This is a genomic window from Roseovarius faecimaris, from assembly GCF_009762325.1.
GTDB classification, from domain to species: Bacteria; Pseudomonadota; Alphaproteobacteria; order Rhodobacterales; family Rhodobacteraceae; genus Roseovarius; species Roseovarius faecimaris.
Map to the genome: position 1 here is coordinate 85,174 of NZ_CP034348.1, position 14,172 is coordinate 99,345.

The 14,172-nt window shown below is 61.4% G+C and carries 16 protein-coding genes; 2 read left to right on the forward strand and 14 right to left on the reverse strand.

The features are described 5' to 3' along the window. Positions 1–15: 15 nt before the first annotated feature. The 5 genes from EI983_RS00695 to EI983_RS00715 all read right to left on the reverse strand — a co-directional run bounded on the left by EI983_RS00695 (position 16) and on the right by EI983_RS00715 (position 5,077). Positions 16–747, reverse strand: a complete 732-nt coding sequence (locus EI983_RS00695; RefSeq protein ID WP_157705333.1) for a class I SAM-dependent methyltransferase — start codon at positions 745–747, stop codon at positions 16–18. A gap of 62 nt (positions 748–809) precedes the next feature. Then, complete coding sequence (locus tag EI983_RS00700) at positions 810–1,670, reverse strand: D-amino-acid transaminase (protein ID WP_157705335.1); 861 nt, start codon at positions 1,668–1,670, stop codon at positions 810–812. A gap of 5 nt (positions 1,671–1,675) precedes the next feature. Continuing rightward, positions 1,676–2,641 (reverse strand): N-acetyl-D-Glu racemase DgcA, encoded by a 966-nt coding sequence (gene dgcA, locus EI983_RS00705; protein ID WP_157705337.1) that lies wholly within the window; start codon positions 2,639–2,641, stop codon positions 1,676–1,678. Between the two features lie 75 nt (positions 2,642–2,716). Then, positions 2,717–3,718, reverse strand: coding sequence for an N-acetyltransferase DgcN (dgcN, locus tag EI983_RS00710; RefSeq protein WP_157705339.1), 1,002 nt, complete (start codon positions 3,716–3,718; stop codon positions 2,717–2,719). A gap of 114 nt (positions 3,719–3,832) precedes the next feature. Continuing rightward, on the reverse strand, positions 3,833–5,077 hold the full coding sequence (locus tag EI983_RS00715; protein WP_157705341.1) for an MFS transporter: 1,245 nt from the start codon (positions 5,075–5,077) through the stop codon (positions 3,833–3,835). A gap of 229 nt (positions 5,078–5,306) precedes the next feature. Between EI983_RS00715 and EI983_RS00720 the strand changes: the two genes are divergently transcribed. Next, positions 5,307–6,263, forward strand: coding sequence for an L-malyl-CoA/beta-methylmalyl-CoA lyase (locus EI983_RS00720; protein ID WP_157705343.1), 957 nt, complete (start codon positions 5,307–5,309; stop codon positions 6,261–6,263). Positions 6,264–6,301: 38 nt separating this feature from the next. Here the strand turns inward: EI983_RS00720 and EI983_RS00725 are convergent, their stop codons facing one another. The 8 genes from EI983_RS00725 to EI983_RS00760 all read right to left on the reverse strand — a co-directional run bounded on the left by EI983_RS00725 (position 6,302) and on the right by EI983_RS00760 (position 12,089). Further along, complete coding sequence (locus EI983_RS00725) at positions 6,302–6,961, reverse strand: cupin domain-containing protein (RefSeq protein ID WP_157705345.1); 660 nt, start codon at positions 6,959–6,961, stop codon at positions 6,302–6,304. Beyond that, entirely contained in the window at positions 6,958–7,530 is a 573-nt protein-coding gene (locus EI983_RS00730) for a TetR/AcrR family transcriptional regulator (RefSeq protein WP_157705347.1), read from the reverse strand. The genes EI983_RS00725 and EI983_RS00730 overlap by 4 nt, the downstream gene beginning before the upstream one ends. A 58-nt stretch (positions 7,531–7,588) precedes the next feature. Beyond that, a complete protein-coding gene (locus EI983_RS00735; protein WP_157705349.1) occupies positions 7,589–8,227 on the reverse strand; it encodes a CDP-alcohol phosphatidyltransferase family protein in 639 nt (212 codons plus the stop codon). Between the two features lie 49 nt (positions 8,228–8,276). Continuing rightward, positions 8,277–9,221, reverse strand: coding sequence for a phosphatidate cytidylyltransferase (locus tag EI983_RS00740; RefSeq protein WP_246162231.1), 945 nt, complete (start codon positions 9,219–9,221; stop codon positions 8,277–8,279). Continuing rightward, positions 9,218–9,850, reverse strand: coding sequence for a lysophospholipid acyltransferase family protein (locus tag EI983_RS00745; RefSeq protein WP_157705351.1), 633 nt, complete (start codon positions 9,848–9,850; stop codon positions 9,218–9,220). The genes EI983_RS00740 and EI983_RS00745 overlap by 4 nt, the downstream gene beginning before the upstream one ends. Before the next feature lie 122 nt (positions 9,851–9,972). Next, positions 9,973–10,320, reverse strand: coding sequence for a cupin domain-containing protein (locus EI983_RS00750; protein WP_157705353.1), 348 nt, complete (start codon positions 10,318–10,320; stop codon positions 9,973–9,975). Positions 10,321–10,475: 155 nt separating this feature from the next. Next, a complete protein-coding gene (locus tag EI983_RS00755) occupies positions 10,476–11,147 on the reverse strand; it encodes a YiaD family glycine zipper/OmpA-like lipoprotein (protein WP_157705355.1) in 672 nt (223 codons plus the stop codon). 120 nt (positions 11,148–11,267) lie between these two features. Further along, positions 11,268–12,089, reverse strand: a complete 822-nt coding sequence (locus tag EI983_RS00760) for an LOG family protein (protein ID WP_157705357.1) — start codon at positions 12,087–12,089, stop codon at positions 11,268–11,270. Between the two features lie 85 nt (positions 12,090–12,174). Between EI983_RS00760 and EI983_RS00765 the strand changes: the two genes are divergently transcribed. Further along, positions 12,175–13,110, forward strand: coding sequence for a threonine/serine dehydratase (locus EI983_RS00765; protein WP_157705359.1), 936 nt, complete (start codon positions 12,175–12,177; stop codon positions 13,108–13,110). A 108-nt stretch (positions 13,111–13,218) separates the two neighbouring features. Here the strand turns inward: EI983_RS00765 and EI983_RS00770 are convergent, their stop codons facing one another. After that, entirely contained in the window at positions 13,219–14,163 is a 945-nt protein-coding gene (locus EI983_RS00770; protein WP_157705361.1) for an L-threonylcarbamoyladenylate synthase, read from the reverse strand. Positions 14,164–14,172 lie beyond the last annotated feature (9 nt).

A 14,172-nucleotide genomic window follows, 5' to 3' on the forward strand; every position in this document is an offset into this window, starting at 1 on the left:
CTCTGTCCGGGTGCACTACCGCGCCACCACCAGCCGGTAGCCGCAGTCGCGTTCGGTCAACGTCATCACCTTGCCATAGCGCGACTCCCATGCGCCGCTCTCCAGATCATCGCGCAACTGGGCAAGTTCACGCGACACATCCCCCAATGCCCAAAAAGGTGACATGGCCGCGCGCACGGTGTCGTCAAGATAGGCCCAAGGCCGCCGCCAATACGCGCTCAGAAACCCATCCGTGCAATCCTGCGGGATCGGCACCGGTGTGATCTCTACAGATCCCAGCCACGCCTCATAATCCGACAGCTTCGGCATCTGCCCCTCGTCCAGTGCGATCAACCCCGGGAAATAGTCCAGCAACCAGAAATCGCGAAAGCCGGGATCATAGGTCAGAATTACCACCGGCCCCTTGGTCACCCGCCGCATCTCGGCCATGCCCTTGGCCTTATCGCGCCAATGATGCACCGTCAGCACCGCCATCGCGGCGTCAAAACTCCGGTCATCGAAAGGCAACTCCTCAGCGCTGGCCTGCACTACGGGCGCTGACCCTTTCGGGCGTTGCGCGATCATTTCGGCGGACGGCTCTGCCGCCACCACTTCGCAGTGGTCAGGCTCATAGGATCCGGCCCCCGCCCCCACATTCACCACGCTTTGAGCATCGCCCAACGCGGCATGAAGCACCGCCGCAATCCGTGCGTCGGGCTTGCGTCGCGTGGCATAGCCTTTTCCAATCCGGTCATAGGTCTCGGCCAAAGGTTCCTCCTGGCCCGGATCTGATCCGGAACCTCTGCTTCCCCCATGCCCAGACTATCAGATCAGATCGCGGTTTTCAGGCTCTCTTCAAGGTAGATCTCGCGGAGCCGCCTGGCCCGTGCGCCCGGCGTGCCATCACCCAGGGTCACCCCGTCAATCTCGACCACCGGCATTACGAAGGTACTGGCCGAGGTGATAAACGCCTCATCCGCGCCCTGCGCTTCCTCGATGGTGAAGTTGCGCTCTTCCACTTCCATCTGCGCCTCGCGGGCAAAGCGCAGGACCGCCGCGCGGGTGATCCCGTGCAGGATGTCGTTGGACAGGGCACGGGTGATGATCTTGTTGCCTTTGACGATATAGGCATTGTTCGACGTGCCCTCGGTCACCGCGCCGTCCTCGACCATCCAGGCATCGTCACAGCCCGCTTTCTTGGCCATCATCTTGCCCATTGAGGGGTAGAGAAGCTGCGTCGTCTTGATATCGCGACGATGCCAGCGCAGGTCTTCGATGCTGATCACGCGAATGCCCTTATCGGCCACCGGGCTTTGTGCCAGGCCAGGCTTGGACTGGGTGAACAGCACCAGGGTCGGTTTGGTCGTTTCCGGGTCGGGAAAGACAAAATCCCGGTCATCGGGCGCCCCGCGCGTGACCTGCAGATAGACCATCCCGTCAGTGACATCGTTGATACGCACCAACTCGCGATGGATCGCCAGAAGATCGTCGAACGCTTCGGGCTTTTGCATGTCGAGCTCGTTCAGCGACCGATCCAGCCGTTTCAGGTGCCCGTCGAAATCAATCAGCTTGCCGCCCAGAACCGAGGTGACTTCATAGACACCGTCGCCCATCAGGAAGGCCCGGTCGAAGATCGATACCTTGGCTTCATTCTCGGGCAGGTAGTCGCCATTCACGTAAACTGTGCGCATATCTTTCATCCCCACAAGGCCGCTTCGGGGGGGTGCACCCCGGCGGCGTCAAATGTCAAAGCGTTGTCGCGGTCTTCGGCCAGAAGGAGCGGGCCGTCAAGGTCCGTCACCATCGCGCCCTGGGCCACCAGTGTGGCCGGGGCCATGGCGAGCGATGAGCCCACCATACAACCGACCATCACCTTGTAGCCTTCGGCCAGCGCCGCTTCGCGCAGCGCCAGGGCTTCGGTCAGACCACCGGTTTTGTCGAGCTTGATGTTGACGACGTCATATTTGCCCTTCAGATGCGGCAGGCTTGCGCGGTCATGGCAGCTTTCATCGGCACATACCGGCACGGGCCGCTCCATGCCGATCAGCGCGTCGTCATCTGCTGCCGGCAAGGGTTGTTCCACCAGCGCCACCCCAAGCCGCACCAGATGAGGGGCCAGATCGGCATAGACCTCGGCACTCCAGCCTTCATTGGCATCCACGATGATGGTCGCATCTGGCGCACCCGCGCGGACAGCCTCAAGCCGGGGCATGTCATCCGGTGTGCCCAGCTTGATCTTGAGAAGCGGACGAAACGCATTCTGCGCCGCCTGCGCCTGCATCTTCTCAGGCGTGTCGAGAGAGAGTGTGTACGCGGTAATCTCCGGGCCCGGCGCCGTGAGACCGGCCAGTTCCCAGGCGCGTTTGCCCGCAATCTTGGCTTCGAGATCCCAGAGGGCACAATCCACCGCGTTCCGCGCCGCGCCCGCGGGCAACAGATCATAGAGCGCTTGGCGGCTCACCGTGTCCGGCAGCCCGGCAATCTCGGCCTCCACGCTTTCCAGCGTCTCGTCATAGCGCGCATAGGGCACGCATTCGCCGCAGCCTGTCACGCCATCCTGCACGATCCGCACCGTCAGCACCTTCGCCTCGGTCCGGCTTCCGCGCGAAATGGTGAAGACCTGCGCCAGCTTGAACACATCCCGCGTCACGGTGATCTTCATGTCTTCACCTCTTCTTCCTGGTAAGAATACTCCCGCCGGAGGCATCGTTCAGACACCACCGGCGCTGAGTTTGGATCAGATCGCGGCGAGCGCGTCCACCAGCTTGTCCGACCCATAACGATACGGGTCCGTGGCGGGCAGGCCCATCTCGGCCTCGACCTGTGCCAGATAGGCCTTGGCATCCTCGTCCGACAAATGCTGCGTATTGACCGACACACCGACCACCTGACAGGCCGGGTTTGAGATCTGTGCCAGCGGCAGCGCGGTGTCGCGCAGCGCCTGCAAGCTGGGCGGGGTGTATTCGGGCAGCCCGCGCATGTGTTCGCGCGTGGGCTCATGGCACAGGATCAGCGCATCGGGCTGTCCGCCGTGAATGAGCGCCATGGTCACGCCGGAATAGCTGACATGAAAGAGGCTGCCTTGCCCCTCGATCAGATCCCAGTGATCGGGGTCATTGTCGGGCGTCAGGTACTCGATGGAGCCCGCCATGAAATCGGCGATCACCGCATCAAGCGGCACCCCATGGCCGGTGATCAGGATACCGGTCTGACCGGTCGCCCGGAACGTTGCCTTCATTCCGCGCGCAACCATGTCGCGTTCCATTGCCATGGCCGTGTACATCTTGCCGACCGAACAATCGGTGCCGACAGCCAGACAGCGCTTTCCGGTGCGTTTCTTGCCATTGGCAATCGGGTACCCGACAGAGGGCACGCGCACATCATGCAGCGTGCCGCCGTGGGTTTGCGCCGCGGCCATCAGATCGCCCTCGTCACGGAGCAAATTGTGCAGGCCCGACGCCAGATCATAGCCCATCTCCAGCGCCTCGATAAGAACTTCCTTCCATGCCGGGCTGATCACCCCGCCGCGATTGGCCACCCCAATCACCAGCGTCTTGGCGCCCAGGCTCTTGGCTTCGGCGAGCGTCAGGTCTTTCAGTCCCAGATCGGCACCGCAGCCGGGCAGACGGATCTGCCCCAGAGCGTAGTCGGGCCGCCAGTCGCGGATGCCGATGGCCACCTTGGCGGCCAGCATATCGGGCGCGTCGCCCAGAAACAGCAGATACGGGTGTTCAATCATGGCGTCATCCCCTCGGATTCGATGTCAGATGGCAGTTTCGGATGTTTTCCGCGCGAAGTCTTGTTGATCAGGAGGATAATTCAAACATATAAGCAATAATCTACGAAAAAATATCTATTCCGGCGAATTATCTTCGCTCAACTCTGTCATCACTTCGGCCTGCAACATACCGGGCATCGCCATTCCGATCACACCGGTTGCCAATACTTCTCCGGTGTCTTCGGGGGCCTCGCGACTGACGCGCCGCGCAATACCCAGAAGCGCCACGCCGATCCCGAAGATCATCACCAGAAGCTGCAGGCCACGCCCATCGGCCATGCTGATCACATTGGGACCCAGCAACATCCCGAACACCTGGCCGAATTGCAGCAAAAACGCCATTGTGCCGCTTGCCGGGACCACCTGACCGGGCTGCAACTGGTCATTGGCGTGGGCGGCCAGGATCGAATAGACCGGCAAGGTCGCCCCTGCGATGATCGCAAAGCCAATCACCGTCCAGCGCGGCGACGGGTCCATCATCAACCAGAAGGCTGCCAGTGCCGAAATCACGCTCAATCCGATCACCACATACCGCCGGTCGGTATTGTCCGAGATCCAGCCCAGCGGATATTGTGAAATCCCCGCGGCCATCATCGCCACGACCAGGGCACCTGATGCGGTCGCATCGCTATATCCCTGCCCGAGCGCATAGAGCGGTAGGCCGATGAACCAGGCCGAAACCGATATGCTCATGAAGAAGATCCCCAGGACCGCCATGGGCGACACCCGGTACAGCTTCGCGATACCCAGCCGTTCCGGCACCTCGAAATCGGGCGCGCGATTGTTCGACAGAAGAAGCGGGACAATCGCCACAGACATCAGCACCGATACGATGCCGAACATCAGATTTCCTGTCGGATCAGGAAAGCCCACCAGCGCCGTGCCGAGGGCTGGCCCCAGAGTTTGAATGATGAAGTAGATCGAAAGCACCTGCGCACGAATGCGGTTTTCGGACTTCGCGTTCAGCCAGCTTTCGGTGACCACGTAAAGCCCCGGAAAACAAACGCCAGCGAGGAAACGCATGGCGCTCCAGCTATAGGGATCGGAAGTGAGCAGGTGAACAATCGCAGCGGTCGAAACCATGGACGCAAGCGCCGAAAAAACACGGATATGACCGACTTTCGCGATCATTGGAGGAACTGAAACGGTACCGATGAGCGCGCCAAGCGGGTAGCAGGCCTGCATGAGCGAAATCGTCAGCGGGCTGAACCCCAGCCCGGCCCCCCGGATCGACAAAAGCGTGACCAGCAGGCCATTGGCCACCATCAGAAGAAGCATGCCCAGAAAGAGCGCCCAATTGTCGATCAATGCCCGTTTCATGACTGGCACGCTGTCGGCGATGCCTGGCCTGGTCGCATCTGTTTGCGACCAGCTTCGTCGCATCCGAATAGAAAATTCGTACGAATTTTCTCATCTTGAAGATTTTTCGTACGAAAAATCTCTGCTCGATCACGGTGCTGCACCTGCAAAATCGCCTTGCGCCTGTCTGCGCAATTTAATACCGAACGAGCCAAGATTTCCGCAATTTCATGACCCGAGAGGAGCGATCATGTCCTTCCGTTTGCAACCGTCCGCCCCCGCCCGCCCGAACCGCTGTCAGCTTTTCGGACCGGCCTCCAATACCAAACTGTTTGAGAAAATGGCGGCTTCCTCAGCGGATGTGATCAATATCGACCTCGAAGACAGCGTTGCGCCAACCGACAAGGACATGGCCCGCGCCAATGCCATCGAGGCGATCAACACAGTCGACTGGGGCAACAAGTACCTGTCGGTACGCATCAACGGGCTCGACACTGGCTGGTGGTATCGCGACGTGGTGGACCTGCTGGAGCAATGTGGCGACCGGCTCGATCAGATCATGATCCCGAAAGTCGGTTGTGCGGGCGATATCTACGCCGTCGATGCGCTGGTCACCGCTGTCGAACGTGCCAAGGGCCGAACCAAGCCGATCAGTTTCGAGGTGATTATCGAATCCGCAGCTGGCATCGCTCATGTGGAAGAAATCGCCGCAGCGTCGCCCCGCATGCAGGCGATGAGCCTCGGGGCTGCGGATTTTGCGGCCTCCATGGGTATGGCGACCACAGGTATCGGCGGCACGCAGGAGAACTACTACATGCACCGCGCCGGTGAGAAATACTGGTCCGACCCCTGGCACTGGGCTCAAGCCGCTATCGTCGCCGCTTGCCGCACGCATGGCCTTTTGCCGGTCGATGGTCCCTTTGGTGATTTCTCCGACGATGAAGGGTTCCGCGCTCAGGCGTTGCGGTCGGCGACTCTGGGTATGGTTGGCAAATGGGCCATCCATCCCAAACAGATTGCCCTGGCTAACGAGGTGTTCACACCCTCCGACGAAGCCGTGCAGGAGGCCCGTGAGATCCTCGCCGCAATGGAAGAGGCCAAAGCCCGCGGCGAAGGGGCGACCACCTACAAGGGGCGCCTTGTCGATATCGCTTCGATCAAACAGGCCGAGGTGATCGTGAAACAGGCCGAGATGATCGCAGGCTGATCCAGGCGGTAGGGTGGGGGTTCACCCCACCTTACCTCTCATGATTGCGGCAAGTGCCCGGTCTTCATCCACAAAAGACATCCCTCGTTCGAGCGAGGCGCATGCGATGACCCGTCTGGATTGCGCAACCATGTGCCAGTCGGATAGTGGCCATGCTCATCCTCAAAGCCCCCCTCGAGCACAAAAATTTCTTCGCCCCCCACATGCGTGTGCGGGGTGGCCACCGTGCCTGGCTGAAAACGCAGCATCCGGACATATTCCTCACCGTGCCGGTGCAGCGGAAGGACCGTCAACCCGTCTACCCCGGTTGGCTCAAAACCGGCATCGCGCGTGCTTACGCTGAACTGCGCGCTGTCGTCGGCTGCGAACTGGTGCAGCTTCACCAGAATTGTGCACCCCTCCCTGGTGTGCGGCTTGTGTGATGTGCCAATCGGGTTGCGCACATAGGAACCGGCCGGAAAGTCCCCGCTTTCATCCGAGAAAACCCCGTCGAGCACCAGAAACTCCTCTCCTCCGCCATGTTCATGCGCGTCAAAGTACGAATCCGGCGCGAAACGGACGATGGTGGTTGCTCGCGCCACCTCCTCACCGATCCGGTCGAGCATCATCCGTTCCACACCGGCGGCGGGGGAGGCGACCCAATCATACTCGTCCGGATGCACCACCACACGCTTGCTGAAATCCGCATTAAGCCTCATCTCGGGTCTCCTGTCATCCGTTGTTTCAATGCCTCAGTGGCCGCATCATAAGGGGCAAGCCGTCCCGCCGCGCGCGCTATGATCTGCGCGCCTTCCAGAAGCGCCAGGCAAGCGGCCGCCTCTGCTTTCGGGTCGCTGATCCCACGCATCGACTTATCCTGACGCGCCCGCTCAAAGGCGTTCTCAAGCCAGTTCAGGGTCTGTTGGTGGAACCGCTCCAGAATTGCCTTAACCTCGACTGACAGATGCTCTCGACCGACCGCGAAGGCCACGCAGAGACACAGCTGCCGCCCGTCGTTCAACGCGGCTCGGTACAAGGACACGAGCGAGGCGATCGCCGCGCCCCCGCTGCCCGCATTCATCGCGATGTTCCCGCGCTGCCGTTCCAATTTGGCCGCGTACAGATCAAGCAGAGCCAGGGCCAGATCCGCTTTCCTGGGAAAATGATAGTGGATGCTGGCGGTTTTGATTCCGATCTCTTCGGCCAGCGCACCAAAACTTACCGCGTCATAGCCATGTTGGCGCATCAGGCGTTCCGCCGAGGTTAGGAGGGCGCGTTTCGTGTCCATATCTACCTACTACTAGGTAGGCAACTGATTGCACAAGCCCCAAACCCGATTGCGAGCATCACAAATCCGTGCTCAACCTTCTGATCAGTGCGATGGCCCGGCGCACAGATGTCACCGCTGTCCCGATCGTCAGGATCCAGAGGGCCGCGATCAGTACCGTCAGACCAGACATACCGATAAACGGGACCAAAACAGCCAATACCGCCGCGGCGGTAACAACTGCCATACGCTGCGGCTTTGCCATCGGGCCGCTGAAATCATTCACGCCGTCCGTGGCGCGCCCCAACTCCCGCACATAGGCCGTGCCGATGGCCATCGCGGCGGCGGCCCATCCGAGTGCGGGCAGGCCAACGCCATAGCCAAGCCCCGCCAGTATCAACAGGTCCGAAACCCGGTCCGGCGCTTCGTTCCAGAAGGCACCGTCTGGTTCGCCCTTTCCGGCCTCGACCGCGACCAGCCCGTCAAAGAGGTTGCACAACAGCCTGATCTGACACCCCAGAGCGCCCAGAAGAAGCAGTATCACGAAAAGCGGTCCCTGCGCCTGCGCTCCAAGGTAAAACGCTGCGCCGGCTACCGCCGCCGCCACCATGCTGGCAATGGAGATCTGATTTGGAGTGACATCGCTTGCAGCAAGCCATCTGGTCAGCATACGGGCCCAGCCCGTCTCACGGCTGGCCAGGGGGCGTCGGTTGGTCATGTGGTGCTGCTCCTTACGTTACCGCTGTTGTCTGCCATGCGCGCGGCACTCAGACAGCCCAATAGAATCTTATCAGGTGGAAAAAGACAGGGGCCGCGAAAATCAGCGAATCCAGCCGGTCGATGAACCCACCATGCCCCGCGATCGTTGCGCCCCAGTCCTTTACGCCCCGATCGCGTTTCACCGCTGACAGTACAAGCCCTCCGAAAAAGCCCATAAGTGCGATCAAAAGCGCCATGAGCCCGGCCTGCCAGAATTCGAACGGGGTGATCCACCAGAGACAGGCCCCGAGTATGGTGGCCGATCCGACGCCGCCCAAAAAGCCCTCGACTGTTTTCGAGGGTGAAAGGCGTGGCGCAATCTTGTGCCGGCCAAAGAGTTTGCCCCAGATGTATTGCAATACATCGCTTGCCTGCACCACGATCACCAGAAAAGCGATCAGCAGAATGGTGTGCCCTTCGAAGCCGGGAATGTCGAGGCTGAGCAGGGCCGGGATGTGCGAGACGCAATAGATTGCGATCATCGCCGCCCACTGCACCTCGGCGACACGGATGAGGAAGTTATCGGTCTCGCCGCGCAGGGCGCTGAGGATGGGCATTCCGAGGAAGACATAGACCGGGATGAAGATCGACGAAAACCCGTACCAGTCTGTCCAGACGGACCAGAATTGCAGCGGCAGCGCGATATAGAAAAGCGCTGCCAGCATCCAGGTGTCAGCCCGCCGGGCGTTGGTCAGTGTCACGAACTCGCGCAGCGCCGCGAAGGAGCAGATCGCAAAGAGGACCACCACACCCGACCGCCCCCACCAGAAGGCGAGGGCCAGCACGGCCGCCATCACCCACCAGGCATTGATGCGCGAGACGAGGTTTTCGATGAGAGGATCATCCGCCCCTTTCTTCTGTGCCAGAAGCCCCGCCACGGCCGACGCGGTGATCAGGACCGCCAGTACCATGATACCCAGAACGACCAGCGCGGTATCGTAACCAAAGATCACGCCCTGCCCTCCTCGGAATGAAGGGCCAGTACCATCGTTTCGGCCCTGCGCAGGAAGGCGTCTTTGCTTTCGCCTTTCTCCAAACTCATCGCCGCGCCAAACTTGACCGTGCATATGTAGGGCACCGGGATCACCTCGCCCTTGGGCAGGACCCGGTTGAGGTTTTCGATCCAGGCCGGGATCAGCGGGATATCCGGCCGCTGCTCGGCCAGGTGGAAGATGCCCGGCTTGAAGGGCAGCAGCAGGTCATCACCGCTGTTACGCGTCCCTTCCGGGAAGATGATCAGTGAAGAGCCTTCGTCAAGCGCCTCGACCATCTGCTCAATCGGGTCTTGCGTGCGAGTTTCGGGGTTGCGGTCGATCAACACCGCGTTGATCACATGGGTGCCGATGAACCGCCGCACGGGGCTTGTCAGCCAATAATCCGCCGCCGCCACGGGACGTGTCCGCCATCTGAGGGCACCGAGTACGGTCCAAATCAGGATGAAATCGCCATTGCTGGTGTGATTGGCGAAATAGATCGCCTGCCGTCGATCTGGCGCACCCCCGGGCCAGAATCCCTGTACAGCTGTGATCAGCCGGGAAAATCCTATGATCGCTAAGGCTGTAACGCGCGCAACAATGGGCATGGACGCTCCCCTCTCTGTCTCAAGAGAGCGCCGGCCCGCCGCAAAGGCAAGTCAGGAAAGACATACCTGCCGGAACCGCTTTGTTGAGCAACCTTTCGCCCGTTTGCTGAACGCGCGTTTTGTCACTTCACGATCACATAGACCTTGCGTACCGTCTCTTCGATGTCCCAGCGCCCGGTCCAGCCCTTTGGCAAGGTCACTACGGACCCCGCCGAGATCGCTGTCTCGCGCCCATCGGCATCGGTGATCACGCCGCGCCCACTCAGGATGGTGGCCACTTCACAGTCAGGCCGATCCACCACCGGCCATCCGCCAGGCGCGCATTCCCACACGCCCACCGCAATGCCGCCCTGGTTGCTCAACTCCGCCACGCTGACCTGTGGGTCGCCCCGGTCCGCGCCCGCCCTCTGGCCTGCCGGGCTAAGCTCCATATCCGCCGCGCCGATGATGCTTGGAATTTCAGTATTCATATTGCTTCCCCTATTTCTTCGCGAACCTTAGGGGCAACGCGCCACAAGGATCAAACAGAACCCTGCCTTCATCCGCTAAAAATACCCGGAAACCTAAAGCGCAATCAAAAGCGCGCCCCGAAGCCCGGAGCGCGCATTGACCGAAAAATGAAGCCTCAGCCCTGTGCGGTGGGCAGGATCACGATTTCCACACGCCGGTTTTGCGCCCGGCCTTCCGGCGTGAGGTTGGACGCCACCGGCTGATCCTCTCCGCGGCCGAAGGTCTGGATACGCTCAAACGCCACGCCTCCGTTCATCAGCACATCGGCCACCGCATTGGCGCGGCGTTCAGAAAGTTGCTGGTTATAGCCTGCCTCACCGGTGTTGTCGGTGTGCCCCACCACCTGCACGGTGGAATTGGGATAGCGTTGCAGATTTTGCGCGACGGTCAGGATATCTGTGCGCAGCGCGGGCTGCACGGTATAGCTGTCCACCGCAAAGAGAACATCCTGCGGCATCGACACGATCAGACGGTCACCGGTGTTGGTGATGCCGATATTCTGGCTGTTGAGTTGTTGGCGCAGCTCTGCTTCCTGACGGTCCAGCATATTGCCGATGGCCGCGCCGCCAATGGCGCCGACCGCACCACCGACCAGCGCGCCCTTGGCCTTGTCGTCGCTGACCAGCGCACCGGTTACCGCGCCCACGATCCCGCCTGCAATCGCGCCGGTCTGGGTCTTCTGGTAGCCATTGTTGTCCACACCCACCATCGCAGGGTCGGTGCAGCCCGCCAGCGCAATCAAAGCGATGCCGGACAGAATCTTAACAGGGGATTTCACTCGGGTCATATCTCTCGTGCCTCAAAGTTGCTGCCCGATTGATCGGGTCTGAGGCGATGATATGCAATAACACAGGCTTTCCCAAGCCATTTCCGGGGGGAATTCGGCGGGGATTTGCGCAAATCCCGCTTAATCCGCGTTGGCATACCAATCGTCAATGATCCGAACCGCTTCCTCGGCCGTTTCGACGAAACGGAAGAGGTCCAGGTCCTCGGGGCTGATCGTGCCGGCCTCGGACAGGGCTTCCCAGTTGATGATCGAGCGCCAGAATTTTTCGCCAAAGAGCAGGAACGGCACCTTGTTCATACGGTCGGTCTGAATGAGCGTGAGCGACTCGAACATTTCGTCAAGCGTGCCAAAGCCGCCGGGAAAACAACAGATTGCCTTGGCGCGCATCAGGAAATGCATCTTGCGAATGGCGAAATAGTGGAAGTTGAAGCACAGGCCCGGCGTTACGTATTCGTTGGGCGCCTGTTCGTGCGGCAGCACGATGTTGAGGCCGATGGAGTTGCCCCCCGCGTCCGCGGCCCCCCGGTTGCCCGCTTCCATCACGCCGGGCCCGCCGCCAGTGGCAACGACATATTCCTTGCCATATGTGGCCATGGACTTGTCGGTCATCAGCCGGGCGAATTCGCGCGCCTCGTCGTAATAGGATGACAGCTCTGCCAGCGTTTCAGTGCGCGCACTGTCTTTCTTCGCGGGCTCTGGAATACGCGCACCGCCAAAAAGCACGACGGTACTCTCGATACCGCGTTCATTGAGGATCATTTCGGGCTTCAGTAACTCAAGCTGAAGCCGTACCGGGCGCAGCTCCTCGCGGCACATGAAATCAGGGTCGTTGAAGGCCAACCTGTAAGCAGGTGCACGGGTCTGCGGTGTATCGGGTACCTGTTCAGCGGTGCGTCGATCCGTGCCGGAATCACGGAACTGGCTATGGCGTTCGTCATTCATTTGAAAATCGTACCCTTATATTGGACCCTGTCGCCTCATGGGTATAGGGATTGTCGGGACTTGGCCAGACAAAGGGATGTGAGACATGAAGTGGCGCGATCAGATCAAAGCCGCCTCCGCTCGGATCGCGGGCCATGTGCGCCGGACGCCAGTCATGATCGCAGACCTTTCGGGCCGCCCGGTCGCGCTCAAGCTGGAGCATGTGCAACACACCGGGAGCTTCAAGGCGCGTGGTGCATTCAACACGCTCTTGTCTGAAGAGGTGCCTGCCGCCGGGCTGGTGGCAGCCTCGGGTGGCAATCACGGCGCTGCGGTTGCCCATGCCGCCCGGAGCCTTGGCCACGGCGCGCGCATTTTCGTGCCCGAGATCGCAGGCCCCGCCAAGATCGCGCTTATCGAACGCACAGGGGCCACGCTGGAGGTGGTTCCAGGCGCCTATGCCAATGCACTGGCGGCCGCACAGGCCTTTGAAGCCCAGACCGGCGCGATGCAGGTCCATGCCTATGACGCACCCGCCACCGTGGCGGGTCAGGGCACGCTCATGGCCGAATGGGAAGATCAGGGCCTTGAGGCGGACACCGTCCTGATTGCCGTTGGCGGTGGCGGGCTGATCGCGGGGGCTCTGGCCTGGCTTCAGGGGCGGCGCAAGGTGGTGGCGGTGGAGCCTAAAACCTGCGCGGCGCTGCATGCCGCACTGGCCGCAGGAGAGCCGGTCGATGTCGACGTCTCGGGAGTTGCCGCAAACGCGCTGGGCGCTCGGCGGATCGGGAGCATCTGCTTTGACCTGGCCAAGGCGCAGGGCGTCGAAACGGTTCTGGTTTCGGATCAGTCGATTATCGAAGCACAGGGCCTGTTCTGGCGCGAGATGCGCCAACTGGTGGAGCCTGCCGGTGCCGCTGCCCTCGCCGCGCTCATCGGTGGTGCCTATCGGCCGGAACCCGGAGAGCGTGTTGCGGTCCTGATCTGCGGTGGCAATATCGCGCCTGACCCTCTCCAGCATCAGATCATGCCCGGGTCATGACGTATTCCAATTGAGCGCCTTCGGCGCGCCCTTTCTCTTCTTGTTGATCAAAATACTCCAAACCGGCCGGTGCCACATGATTTAAGGAGGATCGCGGGAAGGGCGCGGTCAGGTCCGGGGCGCTGCGGCCCGCCGCAACCGATCATTGATCGCACGACCCAGCCCTGTTTCGGGTATGGGGGAAACGGCAATCGGTGCCGCGCGTTTGTCCAGTGTGTGCAATGCGCCGAATAGATTTGCCGCCGCTTCCACCAGATCGCCCGCGCGGCTGAGATTGAGATCGCACTCCACCGGCCCGAAGCCCAGCAGCACCTCGCCCTCACGCGCGGCTTGCGCGTTCAGCCGCACCGGCGCGCCGGGCGCGTAATGCGAGGCCATTTGTCCCGGAGCCGTGAGCGTGTCGTCATTACCATGTACAACCAAGGGCGCGCCCAGTGCCTGCTCCAGAGCCTCCAGCGGCAAGCCCCCGGGGCGCAGAAGAACAGGCTGCTCCCAAAGACCCACAATCGTCGATTCAACGCCTACGTCACAGGCCCCGCCATCCACAATCGCCTCAATCCGCCCGCCAAGCCCGGTCTGCACATGCGCAGCCGTGGTTGGGCTGATCCGTCCCGAAGGGTTGGCTGAAGGGGCGGCCACGGGGCCCGCGAACCGCTTCAGCAAGGCCCGCGCCACTGGATGTGCGGGCGCCCGGACGGCCAGCGTCGGCAACTCGGCGGTCACCAGCGGCGACAGGCCATGCCCGTCGCGCAGCGGCAGCACGAGCGTCAAGGGGCCTGGCCAAAAAGCGGCTGCAAGCCGGTCCGCCGCATCAGACCACTGTACCAGTGCCTTTGCCGCGGTCACGCCCGGCACATGCACGATCAGAGGATTGAATCTGGGTCGCCCCTTGGCCTCGAAAATGCGCGCCACCGCGTTGTCGCTGCGCGCGTCGCCGCCCAGACCATAGACCGTCTCGGTCGGAAACGCGACAAGCCCGCCCGCGTGCCAGATCTCTGCCGCGCGCGACAGACCGGCCGCATCCGCTTGAAGCATTTCTGTAGCAATTGGCATTTAGGAGCT